Origin of the sequence: Lentzea aerocolonigenes (genome assembly GCF_000974445.1) — a bacterium.
Taxonomy (GTDB): Bacteria; Actinomycetota; Actinomycetes; order Mycobacteriales; family Pseudonocardiaceae; genus Lentzea; species Lentzea aerocolonigenes.
In genome coordinates, this window is sequence record NZ_BBOJ01000007.1 from 22,859 (window position 1) to 35,025 (window position 12,167).

General features: G+C 71.2%; 11 protein-coding genes. 5 read left to right on the plus strand and 6 right to left on the minus strand.

The features are described from left to right. Positions 1–86 precede the first annotated feature (86 nt). The 3 genes from AOM45_RS14850 to AOM45_RS14860 are packed head-to-tail and all read left to right on the plus strand — an operon-like array spanning position 87 to position 2,899. On the plus strand, positions 87–1,907 hold the full coding sequence (locus tag AOM45_RS14850; protein WP_030468671.1) for a glycoside hydrolase family 15 protein: 1,821 nt from the start codon (positions 87–89) through the stop codon (positions 1,905–1,907). Positions 1,908–1,943: 36 nt separating this feature from the next. Next, a complete protein-coding gene (locus tag AOM45_RS14855; RefSeq protein WP_030468670.1) occupies positions 1,944–2,429 on the plus strand; it encodes a DUF1269 domain-containing protein in 486 nt (161 codons plus the stop codon). Further along, positions 2,426–2,899 (plus strand): potassium channel family protein, encoded by a 474-nt coding sequence (locus AOM45_RS14860; protein ID WP_051783758.1) that lies wholly within the window; start codon positions 2,426–2,428, stop codon positions 2,897–2,899. Before AOM45_RS14855 ends, AOM45_RS14860 begins: the two co-directional genes overlap by 4 nt. On the opposite strand, the gene AOM45_RS14865 is transcribed toward AOM45_RS14860, so the two are convergent. The 3 genes from AOM45_RS14865 to AOM45_RS14875 all read right to left on the minus strand — a co-directional run bounded on the left by AOM45_RS14865 (position 2,865) and on the right by AOM45_RS14875 (position 5,933). Further along, the gene (locus AOM45_RS14865; protein WP_030468668.1) at positions 2,865–4,154 is read right to left on the minus strand and encodes an MFS transporter; all 1,290 of its coding nucleotides are present in this window, start codon (positions 4,152–4,154) and stop codon (positions 2,865–2,867) included. The two genes, AOM45_RS14860 and AOM45_RS14865, sit on opposite strands and share 35 nt — an antisense overlap. Positions 4,155–4,230: 76 nt before the next feature. After that, on the minus strand, positions 4,231–4,935 hold the full coding sequence (locus AOM45_RS14870) for a hypothetical protein (protein WP_030468667.1): 705 nt from the start codon (positions 4,933–4,935) through the stop codon (positions 4,231–4,233). Then, positions 4,932–5,933, minus strand: a complete 1,002-nt coding sequence (locus AOM45_RS14875; protein WP_030468666.1) for a hypothetical protein — start codon at positions 5,931–5,933, stop codon at positions 4,932–4,934. Before AOM45_RS14875 ends, AOM45_RS14870 begins: the two co-directional genes overlap by 4 nt. 135 nt (positions 5,934–6,068) lie before the next feature. Here AOM45_RS14875 and AOM45_RS14880 point away from each other — a divergent pair, with 135 nt between their 5' ends. Beyond that, positions 6,069–6,293 carry a hypothetical protein gene (locus tag AOM45_RS14880; protein ID WP_156093915.1) on the plus strand — a complete coding sequence of 75 codons (225 nt, stop codon included), beginning with the start codon at positions 6,069–6,071 and terminating at the stop codon, positions 6,291–6,293. A gap of 22 nt (positions 6,294–6,315) precedes the next feature. Continuing rightward, on the plus strand, positions 6,316–8,907 hold the full coding sequence (locus AOM45_RS14885; protein ID WP_081902222.1) for a winged helix-turn-helix domain-containing protein: 2,592 nt from the start codon (positions 6,316–6,318) through the stop codon (positions 8,905–8,907). Positions 8,908–8,987: 80 nt separating this feature from the next. On the opposite strand, the gene AOM45_RS14890 is transcribed toward AOM45_RS14885, so the two are convergent. From AOM45_RS14890 to ligA, 3 genes are all read right to left on the minus strand, one after another. After that, on the minus strand, positions 8,988–9,188 hold the full coding sequence (locus tag AOM45_RS14890; protein ID WP_030468663.1) for a hypothetical protein: 201 nt from the start codon (positions 9,186–9,188) through the stop codon (positions 8,988–8,990). A 21-nt stretch (positions 9,189–9,209) separates the two neighbouring features. Further along, the gene (locus AOM45_RS14895) at positions 9,210–9,491 is read right to left on the minus strand and encodes a hypothetical protein (protein ID WP_030468662.1); all 282 of its coding nucleotides are present in this window, start codon (positions 9,489–9,491) and stop codon (positions 9,210–9,212) included. A gap of 657 nt (positions 9,492–10,148) precedes the next feature. Beyond that, positions 10,149–12,143: an NAD-dependent DNA ligase LigA gene (ligA, locus tag AOM45_RS14900; protein ID WP_030468661.1), complete on the minus strand. Its 1,995-nt coding sequence runs from the start codon at positions 12,141–12,143 to the stop codon at positions 10,149–10,151. Positions 12,144–12,167: the final 24 nt, after the last annotated feature.

Sequence of the window (12,167 nt, forward strand, 5' to 3'; positions counted from 1 at the left end):
TTCACCCGTTCCGCGCGAGAGGCGGCGGGGTCCTCCGTCCCGGCGGGTGAAGACCTGTCGTGGCCTCGCCGGTGACTGTCGATCCCATGACGACACAACCCCCGTACCCGCTGATCGCCGACCACGGCCTGATCGGCGACCTGCAGACCGCCGCGCTGGTGTCCACCGACGGCACCGTGGACTGGTTCTGCGGCCCGCGGTTCGACTCGCCCGCGGTGTTCGCCTCGCTGCTCGACCGCCAGCGCGGCGGGTTCTGCCGCATCGCGCCCGCGGGTCGCACCGGACGTCAGCTGTACTTCCCCGACACCGCGGTGCTGATCACCCGGTTCATGACCGACGAGGGCACGGGTGAGGTGATCGACTTCATGCCGCCGCTGCCCGACCACGACGCGACCGACCGGCACCGGCTGGTGCGGATCGTGCGGTGCGTGCGCGGCCGCATGACGTTCGAGGTCGACGTGGCGCCGCGGTTCGACTACGGCCGCCGCGCCCACCGCGCCAGGATCACCGGCGACGGGGTGGTCTTCGAGTGCGGCCAGTCCGGCCTGGTGGTGCACGCGGTGCGCGAGCCCGGCGATCCGCGGCTGGTGTCCGGGGAGATCACCGCGACGCAGGACCTGCACGCGACCCTCTCCCTGGTGGAGGGGCAGACCCGCGGTGTCGTGCTGGAGTCCGGCGCCGCGGGTCCGCCGCGTGCCGTCACCTCCGCGCAGGCGCGTGAGCTGTTCGACGCGACCGTGCTGTTCTGGCACGGCTGGCTCGCCCAGTCGGCCTACCGCGGCCGGTGGCGCGAGGCGGTCGACCGGTCGGCGATCACGTTGAAGCTGCTCACCTACGCGCCGACCGGGGCGTTGGTCGCGGCGCCGACCGCCGGTCTGCCCGAGCAGCTCGGCGGTGAGCGGAACTGGGACTACCGCTTCACGTGGGTCCGTGACGCGTCGTTCGCGGTGTCGTCCTTGCTGCGCCTGGGTTTCACCGAGGAGGCGACGGCGTTCGGGCGGTGGCTCACCCAGCGGTGCGAGGAGGGCGGCCCGTTGAAGGTGATGTACGCGGTGGACGGGTCCGCTGATCTCAAGGAGCACGTCCTGGAGCACTTCGAGGGGTACCGCGGGTCGTCACCGGTGCGGGCGGGCAACGGCGCGGCCGACCAGCTGCAGCTCGACATCTACGGCGAGTTCCTGGACAGCGTGTACGCGGCGCACCTCTGCGGTGTGCGCGTGTCGCACCGGGGCTGGCACGCGGTGGTCGAGCAGCTGGAGTGGCTGGCGCAGAACTGGGACCAGCCGGAGGAGGGCATCTGGGAGACCCGCTCCGGTCGTGCCGACTTCACCTACGGCCGGGTGATGAGCTGGGTCGCGTTCGACCGGGCGATCCGCATCGCGTCCGCCGAGGGCAGGCCGGGGCCGGTCGAGCGGTGGCGTTCGATCCGCGACCGGATCTACGGCCAGGTCTGGGAACGCGGCTGGGACCGCCGGACGGGTGCGTTCGTGCAGCGGTACGGAGCATCAGCGTTGGACGCGTCGCTGCTGCGGCTGCCGCAGGTCGGGTTCGTCGCGCCGCGCGACCCGGTGTGGCTGGACGCGTTGGCGGCCATGGAGTCCCTCGTCCACGACAGCCTCGTGCTGCGCTACGACACCGAGGCCGCGCCGGACGGGCTGCGCGGGTCGGAGGGCACGTTCTCGTTGTGCACGTTCAACTACGTCTCCGCGCTGGCGTTGTCCGGACGGACCCGCGAGGCGCGGCTGGTGTTCGAGAAGATGCTCACCTACGGCAACCACCTCGGGCTCTTCGCCGAGGAGATCGGCCTGAACGGCGAACAGCTGGGCAACTTCCCGCAGGCGTTCACGCATCTGGCCCTCATCGACGCGGCCGTCACCCTCGACGAACAGCTCACCCCGCGCGGGTGAGGACTGCCGCCGCCGTTGTCTCGCACAGTTTCGGCCATGGCCACTTTGACCGTGTGGAAGTTCGACACCTCCGACGGGGCGCGCAACGCGCTCGACCTCCTGCAGAAACTCCAGGAGCAGCAACTGATCACCATCCGCGACACCGCGTACGTCTACTGGGAGGCCGATGCGAAACGCCCGAAGACCAAGGAGCTCGGCAAGCTCACCGGCGCGGGTGCGCTCGGCGGCGCGTTCTGGGGTCTGCTGTTCGGGCTGATCTTCTTCATCCCGGTGCTCGGCGCGGCGATCGGGGCCGGCGTCGGCGCACTGGCCGGATCGTTGTCCCGCGCGGGCATTGACGACGACTTCGTCCAGGACGTGAGGGAGAGCGTCACGCCGGGCACGTCGGCGTTGTTCGTCATGTCGGAGAACGCGGTCGTCGACCGGGTGGCCGACCAGTTCAAGCAGACGGGAGCCACGCTGATCACCACGAACCTCTCGACCGAGCAGGAGAAGCTGCTGAAGGAGACGTTCACCTCGTGACCTGGGCGGTGGTGCGACCGGCGGCGACTGTCGGGGTGCTGCTGCTGGTCTACTACCGCCTGCCGATGGACCAGCCGGAGGACGCGTACAGCGTGCTCCGGCTGGTCGCGGCTCTGCTGCTGGTCGGCGTGGTGTTCTGGTGGCAGGTGCGGACGATCGGGCGGTCCGCACGTCCCGGCTGGCAGGGCGTGCAGGCCCTCGCCCTCGTGATTCCCCTGTACCTCTTGGTGTTCGCTCAGGCGTGCTTCCTGCTGGCGAGACATCAGCCCGGCAGCTTCACCGTCGCGTTGGACCGGACGGACGCGTTGTACTTCGTCGTCACGGTGTTCTCCACGGTCGGATTCGGTGACATCACACCGGTTTCGTCGATGGCCCGCGCGCTGGTGACCGTGCAGATGGTGCTGAACCTGCTCGTGGTGGGAGTGGCGCTGAAGGTCATCCTCGCCGCGGTTCGCCGTCGCTCCGGATGAACAGCGCGAAGACGAGCCCGACGACGGCGAACAGCACGAGCAACGTGAGTGCCGCCCGGTAGGGGTGTCCGGCGCCGGTGAGGACCGAGCCGACGAGCGCGGTGCCGAACGAGGACCCGAGGTTCGACACCGCGCGCGACACCCCGGACACGTCCGCCTGGTCGGCGTCGGGCCACCGCGACTGCACGACGTTGACCGACGCGGTCAGCATGATCCCGATGCCCGCGCCGAGCAGGAACAGGCCGACCGGTTGCTGGAGCGTGCCGGCGATCGTGAGCACGAACCCGGCGCGGATCAACGTGCGCTGGGCGTACTTGCGGGCGAACCGGCCCGCGAGAGCCGAGGTGACGAGCATGCCGGCGGTGGCGGGCAGCAGGGCGACGCCGGTCTCGATCGCGCTCAGACCCTGTTGCTGCTGCAGGTGCACGGACAGCACGAAGAACGTGCCCTGCAACACCAGCCACTGCACCAGCTGCGTGCCGAGGCCGAGGTTCGAGGTGCGGTCCTTGAAGAGTTTCGGCTCGCACAACGGGTTGCTGCTCCGGTTGATGTGCCAGGCGAACGCGGCCAGCACCACCGCGCCCGACCCGATCAGCAGCCACGTTGTGCCCTGCCAGCCGTTCACGTTGGTGCGCAACACACCCAGCACGAGCAGGAACAGCCCCGCACCCGACAGGAACGCGCCCAGGAGGTCGAACTTCCCCGGCGTGCCCGCGGTCTTCGGCAGGTTCCTGGCGAGCACGATGATCACCGCCACCACCAGCACCTGGACGCCGAACGACGCGCGCCAGCTGAACGTGCTCGTGATCAGCCCACCCAGCAACGGTCCCGCCGCCGCACCCAGCCCGCCCGCCCCGGACACCACGCCGAATCCTCTGGCCCGAGCCGTCGGGTCGGTGGCGAGCGCAGTGACGAGGATGTAGATGGGCGGGATCATCAACGCCGACCCGACGCCTTCGAGCAGCGCGTAGCCGACGAGCAGCAGGCCGGGACCGGGGGCGAACGCGGCGAGCAGCGCGCCGGTGCCGTAGATCGTGAGGCCCAGCACGAAACACCGGCGGCGGCCCCACAGATCGGTGAGCTTGCTGCCCGGCACCATCAGCGCGGCCATGACGAGCGTGAACATCGTGATGGTGGTCTGGACGCCGGTGATCGTCGTGCCGAGGTCGTGCGCGATGGTGCTGATGGCGACGTTCATGTTGGTGGCGGCGTAGCTCGCGATGAACTGGGCCAGCGCCAAGGGGAGGATCTTCACCGGCCACCGCCCGCGAAACCGTCTTGATGAAGGGAACCTTCATCAACGTTGGTGCGGGCCCGTTCGGGGGACGCCGTCACACGCCCTCCCCCACCCGCAGGTGCCCGGCTGCCTTGCCCAGCAACGAGTGCACGACCCGCAGCACGTCCGCCACCCGGTCCCGGTGCTCGCGCAGCACCTCCACCTGCCGTGCCGCCTCCCGCAGCATCCGATCCGCCCGCATCCGCGCGGTCTCCTCGATCAGCTGGGCGTCGCGCAGGGATTCCTTGCGCCGCAACGCCAGCGCCAGCTCGAAGTCCTCCTGGACCTGGGCGCGCTGCCTGGCCGCGGCCTCGTCGAGCGCGAGGCGCCGCGCCTCGCCCTCACGGACCAGCCGCGTCATGCGTTCGCGGGTGGTGGCGAGCAGGTCGCGGTGCTCGGCGTGGGTCTGCTGCGCGGAAGCCCAGACGTGGTCCTCGATCGCGCCGGCCCGCTCGACGATCGCGGCGGCCTCCGTCAGGGCCGCGTCGACGGCGTGCCGGAGACGTTCGCCCACCGCCTCGGGTGACAGCGGCTGACGGCACAGGCGGTCGATGCGGTCGCGCAACGCCCGGTTCTCCTCGCGCGCCGCCTCCAGGTTGCGGGCGAGCGACACGGCTCGTGCCTCCGCCGCGTCGCGATCGGCTGCCAGCAGGGTGAAGTCCCGTTCGGCCTCGCCCACGTAGTACTGGACCTGGTCGCGGCGGTAGCCGAGCCACGCGACGTCGAACCCGGTGCGCAGCGGCAGGAGCTCGGTGGTCATGAGCGCACCAGGGCCAGGCGCGCGCGGCACAGGCCGCCGATGTTCTGGAACGGCGCGGACGGCACTCCAGCGGTGATCACGTGCACCCGCGTGCCGCTCAACAGAGCGGCGCGGACCGCCACGTCGGCGAGCAGGCCGCAGCGACGGGACGGGGACCACCCCCTCGCGACGTCGGTGGGAGCGGGGCCGTACCAGGCGGTGGCCGTGACGTCCTCCGGGTAGCCGACGATCAGATCGTCCAGACGGCCCGCGGCGAGAGCGTTGAGGGTGTCGTCGACGCCCTCCACCGAGAGCTGCCGGACACGACCGCGTTCGTTGAAGTCGGCCAGCACGCCTTCGACGGACGACCGGGCGGCCGCGCGGGTCTCGGCGGCGATGCGGTTCGGGGTGAGGTCGCGACCGGTCCAGCGGACCACGACGTCGCGGCGGACGGGGGCGGGCAACGCCTCCCACAGCGTGCCCACCACCTCGTCCTCCCCCGCGACCACCAGGAGCCTGGCCTCCTGGCGGTCGAGCATCTCCGCGCACGCGGCGGCGGCGGACCGCACGCCTTCTGGCCACTGCGGTTCCGGGTAGTTCAACGAGATCCGTTCGGTGCCGCCCACGAGGTCCGCGCTGCACCGCCCGGCGGTCACGGCGACGCGCGGCGGGCGTTCCTGCAACCAGGCGAGCACCGGCAGGACGTGGGCCGGTGAGCTGAACCAGGCGAGGTCCAGATGGCGCAGGCCCGGCGTGTGGAAGACGCGTGCCGGCAGTTCCTCCCCCGCGAACGCCACGAGCGTGTCCGCCGTCGGGTACAGGGATCGGGCCCGGTGCAGCACTTCGCCGATCGTGTCGACCAGTTCCGGGCCGGCGCCGTCGCTGCGCAGCTGGTCCGCCAGGCGCAGCCAGCGCGCCCGCCACGACCTCAGCGGGCTCGATCCCAGGTAGACGGAGGCGACGGGACGAGCGGGACGGACGACGTCGATCAGGTCGCGCAGCGCGAGTCGATGGCTCATGAGGCACAGGTTCTGCGGGCGGGCACATCCGCTGCTTCACCCGCCGCAGGTGAACCCCCGCGCCGCTACCGCCCGCGGAGGGGGAGGCCACACACGTGTCCGGGCGAGCAACGTCGGTGCTGGAGGTGACCGATCTTGAGACGTGAACCCAACCGTTCTCGTTCCCGGCGCATCGTGTTCGTCGTGGCCGTGCTCCTCGCCGTCGTCGCCACGGGCAGCAAGGAGGAGTGCGGTCCGCCGAGGACGACCGGGACGCTGGCGACGCTGTCGTTGCTCCCCAGGCTGATGGGCGTACTGGGACGGGGGCTGTGGCTGATTTCCGTTTCCAGCGGTTCGATCACGCGATCATGCCCTGACTAATCCCATCGGGAGACAAAACGCGATGTCCGACAGTTCGGAGTGCGAGCCTCACAGCCCCGAGACCGGCCAGGCGAAGCTGCGCGTGCCCACCGCGGCGACACCTCTCGTCCGACGCGGAGCTCTGCTATCCACAGTGGACGACCACGTGTCGTCCGCGCCGGTCACGGTGGTGACAGGCCCTGCGGGGTGCGGCAAGACGACGCTGCTCGCCGAGTGGGCGCGCCGCCGTGGCGACCGCGTGGCGTGGCTGACGCTCGACGAGCACGACAACCAACCGGCGCGGCTGCGGGCCGCCATCCGTGACGCTCTCGGCCTCACGGACGCGATCCCGTTGACCGAACCGGCTTTCTCCTCCGCCGTCGTCGCCGCGTTCGACCAGGTGCCCGCTTCGGTGTGCCTGGTGCTCGACAACGTGCACGAGATCCGCGACGCCGAGGCGCTCGCGAGCATCGACCTGCTCACCCGCCGACCACCGGACCGGTTGCGCCTCGTGCTGCTGGGCCGTTTCCCTCCTGCCCTGCACCTCGGCCGCCTGCACCTGGAAGGGCGGCTGCGCGAGGTGCTGCCGGACGAGTTCGCGTTCGGGCGCGGCGAAACCGAGGCACTGCTCGCGGCGCACGGCGTGGAGCTCTCGCCGGCCGATGTCGATCTGCTGCTCAGACGCACGGAAGGGTGGATCGGCGGGTTGCGCTTCGCGGTGATGAACCTGGCGGCGGGATCGGCCAAGCCGGACGAGCTGCTGATGTTCGCAGGTCTGGACCAGGTCGTGAGCCGCTATCTCGGCGAGGAGGTGCTGGCGCGGCACCCGCAGCGGGTGCGGGACCTGCTCGTCGCGACCAGCGTGTGCGACACGGTGAGCGCGGAACTGGCCGGCGCGCTCACCGGTCACCCCAGCCCCGGCGTGGTGCTGGACGCGTTGGAGCGCACCAACTCGTTCGTCAGCAGGCTCGAGGCGGCGCCGGAGTGGTACCGCTGCCACCCGGTGCTGCGCGCGCACCTGTCCGCGGAGCTGCGCCGGTCCCGTCCGGCGGACGAGATGGCGCTGCACCGGACGGCGGCGCACTGGTACCACCACAACGACGAACCGGCGGTGGCGTTGCGGCACGCGTTGCGGGCGGGCGACGACCAGCTGACAGCGGAGATCGTGGAGCACTCGGTGCTGCAAGAGGTGCTGAGGGAGGGCAGCGGCCGGTTGCGGGCGGTGGTCGACGCGGTGCCCGTCCACGTGCTCGCGCGGCCTCAGGTGGGTGTCGTCGCGGCGCTGGTCGCGATGGACGCGGGTGACGTCGCGGCCGCGGACCGGGTGCTCACCGGGCTCGGCGGCGAGTCGCTCGCGTTGCGGCAGGACAGGGTGCGGGTGCTGCACGCGACGGCGTTGTTGCGGCGGGGCCGGTTCGACGCGCGGCTGGGTGAGGCGTTGCGGGTGATGGCACGCACGGCGGCGGGGCGTGGCGGCACCGACGCGGAGGTGGCGGCGTTGCTGAACCGCGGGGTCGCGGCGATGTTGTCGGGTGATCACGCGGGTGCGGAACACGATCTGGTGCGGGCGTCGGCGATCGCGCGGCAGGAGCGGTTCGACCACGCGGTGCTGGACTGCCAGGTCCATCTGGCGGCACTGACGAGCGCGTCCGGGGACATCCGGGCCGCGGCGAGGCAGGCGGGTGAGGCGCTGGAGTTCGCCGCCGAGAAGGGCTGGCAGTCGCACTTCGTCTGCGCGCTCGCCTACACCCTGGTCGGGGTGCAGGCGTACCTGAGGCTGGACGACGCCCGCGCCGTGGAGCTCGCGGGCCGCGCGGTGCTCGCGCTGGGCGACCGTCCCGATCCGGCGACGTCACTGGCAGTGTCCACATTGGACGCCGCGGTGTCGTTCCCGACGGCGGGCGACCCGCGCGCGGTCGTCGGCCGGGTCCGCGAGCAGTGGCAGGACGTCGCCGGCAGACAAGTCGTACCACCCGTCATCGCGCACATCGCCCCGGCCGTGCAACGGATCGCCCTGCGCTCGGGAGACGAGCAGTGGGCGTCGGCGATGCCCGAACAGGTGGAGGCGATGTTCGGTCCGTGCGGCGAACAGGCGGTGCTGCGCGCGGTCGTGCACACCCATCACGCCCGCGTGTCCCAGGCACGCAAGGCCGTCGAACCGTTGCTGTCGGGCGATCTGCCCGCCCTGGCGGTCCCGACGGTCGTCGACGGCTGGTTGCTGGAGGCCGTGCTCGTCGACCGTTCCGGCGACCAGCGACGCGCGCACGAGGCCGTGACCCGAGCGCTGGCCGCCGCCGAACCGGTCGGCGCGCTGCGCCCGTTCCTCAACGCCGGCAAGCCGGTGCGCGACCTGCTCGCGCGCGGCGCCGGACGCTTCGGCAGGCTGGAGTCGTTCGCCACCACCACGATGACCGCGCTGCCGGCCGCGTCGACGGCCTCCACCGACGTGCTGACCAGCCGTGAACGCGACCTGCTCCTCGAACTGCCGTCGATGCGCACGACCGAGGAGATAGCCGACTCGCTGTTCGTGTCGGTCAACACGGTGAAGACGCACCTGCGCGGCATCTACCGCAAGCTCGGCGTGAACCAGCGCCGCGACGCGGTGCTCGCGGCCAGGCGGCTGGGCCTGATCTGACTTGGCCCCTTGGGGCACGGCGGCCCTGAGCGCCACACTTGATCCACGCGAACCCCGCCGACACGATCGCCAGGTTCGTCTCACTCGCAATCGCGAGCCGCTTCCGCGCCAACGGCACCCCCGGCCGTGCGCTGCTCAGCGCTGCGCACGACCGGGCGGGGTGCCGCCACCTGCCGGAGCTTCGCCACTTCGGACGCGGCGAGCAGGAACGCGCCGAAGTTGGAGGTGTCGTCGCGCCTCACCGGCTGATGGCCGGACGGCTGCTTCCCGATGCCCCGCACGTACCCGAGTCGGCCGCTTCCTTAGAGCGCGACGCGCACCATCCCGTTCCAGCCCGTCATCGCGACCGGCCGACAGGTGGCCGCGTTCAGCACACCCACCCAGGCCGGCCCGCAGGTGAAGAACGCCGTGCCGCTGGTCTCCGGGCCGGGACAGTTGGTCGGGTCGCCGAGGTTGCCCCCGGCTGCCCGCCGCGCCTGCGCGAGCCTGGCGGCCATGTGCCTGAAGTCGTTGAGGTAGCCGCCGCGGTAGGGCGCCAGGCAGCGCGTGCAGAGCCGCACGACGACACCGGTGAGGCAGCCCACAGATCATCCGGAAACACCAGGGGCCGAGGTGCCGTTGTAAAGATTGGTCGGTGTGGTCCGTGTCCCCCGGGCCTCACCTGAATCGCCTTCGCGGAAGACCGTCCGGCTGGTACCGCGTCGAGCCACTCGCCGAGAGGCGACCGCCGCACCGACCACCCGAAGCCCGCCCCAGGACGTCACACCCCCTCAACGACCTGGCGGCACACCGCCCTCAAGCCGCCTACCCCCAAGACGGCTTGAGGGCCACCCGCTTCCCTTGCACAGCCACGGTTTCCTGCGTCACACGGGTGAGCGCGCACACAGAACACCGAAGCTCGCCACCAGATCGTCATCCCCCAACGGACGACCTGGTGGCACCCAGCCCTCGAGCCGTCCACCTCCCGCAGGCGACTTGAGGGCAACCCGCTTTCCCTTGCACAGCCACGGTTCCCTGCATCACACAGGTGAGCGAGCACACAGAACACCTGGAAACACAACGGATCCCCGCGCCGTTGAACACAACGGTCGGTGCGGAACGAGTCCCTGGGCCCCAACACAAGAGCCTTCGCGGAACACCGTCCGGCTGGAGCCGCGTCGAGCCACCCGCCGAGAGGCGACCACCACGACCTGCCCCCAGGCTGCCGTTCTCCCCCGGTCAGCGTGGGGGCTTCCCACTTCTCAGGCGACCCCGGCGGCGATCAGCTTCTTCCAGATCTCGCCCTGGTCGACCACCTCGACGCCGAGCTTCTCCGCCTTCGTCAGCTTGCTCGCCCCGACGCCCTCGCCGGTGATCAGCATGTCCGTGGTCGAGGACACCGACGACGCGGCCGTTGCGCCAGCGCGTTCGCACATCTTCTGGAACGTCGGGCGGGTGACCTTCTCGCCGGAGCGCGGGTCGCTGATCGAGCCCGTGATGACGACCGACTTGCCCTCCAGGGGTGCGCCGGCCACCACGACGGGTGGCAGGTCCTCCTCGCGGACGTCGAGGGAGACGCCGCGTTCGCGGAGGCGTTCGATCTCCGGGCGCAGGCGGGCCAGGTGCTGGTTCAGGGACTCGGCCACCTTCTGACCGATGTCCTCCACGTCCACGAGCTTCTCCACGCCCGCGTCCGCCACCTCTTCGAGCGAGCCGAAGCCCGCGCGGCACAGGCGGGCGGCGGTGCCCTCGGAGGCCATCGGGATGGACAGGCCGATGAGGGCGCGGCGCAGGCCCACGGAGCGGCTGCGTTCGATCGACTCGATCATGCGGGTGGCGGAGACCTCGCCCACGCGGTCGAACTCCAGCAGGCGTTCCTTGGTGAGCGTGTAGAAGTCCGACGGGTTCACCAGGTCGCCGGTCTCGGCCAGGCGCTCGATCCAGACCTGGCCGATGGCGTCGATGTCGGCGGCGGCGCGGGAGGACCAGTGGATCAGGCGGCGCACGGTCTGGGCCGGGCAGACCGCGTTCGTGCAGAACAGCTCGCGGCTGTTGCCCTGCTCGGTGAGCGGCTGCGCGCACGACGGGCACTCCGACGGCGGCACGATCTCCCGCTCGGCTCCCGTGCGCTTGGACTCGTCGAGCACGCCCGCGACGAACGGGATCACGTCGCCCGCGCGGCGGACCAGGACCGTGTCGCCGATCTTGATGCCGCGCGAGCGGATGACCTCCTGGTTGGCCAGGGTCGCGCGGGTCACCGTGGTGCCGCCGACGAACACCGGCTCCAGCCACGCCACGGGAGCGATCTTGCCGGTCTTGCCCACGTCCCACACGACGTCCATCAGCACCGTCGTCTTCTCCTCGGCGGCGAACTTGTACGCGATCGCGCCGCGCGGTGAGCTCGAACGGGTGCCCGCGGCGGCGAACGCGTCACGGTTGGCCAGGCGCAGCACGGCGCCGTCGAGGTCGTAGTCGAGGCTGTTGCGCGCCTGCTCGATGGCTCCGATGAGCTCCTGGGCCTCCGCAGCGGAGGAGCAGTGCTTCATGTCCGCCACGCTGAAACCGAGCTTGCGCAGACCGGCGTCCAGGTCGGCGTCGGCGGTCTCCGGGTCCGTCGTCAGGTCGAACGCGAAGAACTGCATGCGGCGGCCCTCGACCGCCTTCGGATCCTTCGCGCGCAACGTGCCCGCGGCGGCGTTGCGCGGGTTGATCAGCGGTTTGTCCGGGTTCTTCCTGTTGTACGCGTCGAAGGTCGAGCGCAGCATCACGCACTCGCCGCGCACCTCGACCCGGCCGGGCGCGTCGACCTTGTCCGGCACGCCGTCGCACAACGCGCGCGTCAGGAACGTGACGTCGTCACCCGTCGTGCCGTCGCCGCGGGTGACCGCGCGGGCCAACCGGCCGTTCTCGTAGACCAGCGCGAGCGACAGCCCGTCCAGCTTCGGCATCACCACGACCGGCTGGCCGGGGAACCGGGAGAAGAACGACTCGACCTGCTCGGGCTTGTTCGCCTTCTCCAGCGACAGCATCGGCCGCGAGTGCCGCACCGGCGCGTGCAGCACCGACGGCGCGCCCACGTGGTCCAGAGGGTTGTCCTCCGGAGCCAGCTCCGGGTGCTCGGCGACCAACGCGCGGAACTCGTCCTCGATCGCGTCGTACTCGGCGTCCGCCACCAGCGGCTCGCCCTGGTAGTACGCGTCACGCAGCTCGACGATCCGCGCGGCGAGCTCCTGAATCCGGTCCCCAGCTGCACTCATGAAGGGGACGTTACCGGGGAGCAC

Excerpts from the sequence above, each read along its gene's own strand:
- AOM45_RS14850 (WP_030468671.1), top strand. The coding sequence starts at position 87 with ATGACGACACAACCCCCGTACCCGCTGATCGCCGACCACGGCCTGATC.
- AOM45_RS14855 (WP_030468670.1), top strand. The coding sequence starts at position 1,944 with ATGGCCACTTTGACCGTGTGGAAGTTCGACACCTCCGACGGGGCGCGC.
- AOM45_RS14870 (WP_030468667.1), bottom strand. The coding sequence starts at position 4,935 with ATGACCACCGAGCTCCTGCCGCTGCGCACCGGGTTCGACGTCGCGTGG.
- AOM45_RS14875 (WP_030468666.1), bottom strand. The coding sequence starts at position 5,933 with ATGAGCCATCGACTCGCGCTGCGCGACCTGATCGACGTCGTCCGTCCC.
- AOM45_RS14885 (WP_081902222.1), top strand. The coding sequence starts at position 6,316 with ATGTCCGACAGTTCGGAGTGCGAGCCTCACAGCCCCGAGACCGGCCAG.
- ligA (WP_030468661.1), bottom strand. The coding sequence starts at position 12,143 with ATGAGTGCAGCTGGGGACCGGATTCAGGAGCTCGCCGCGCGGATCGTC.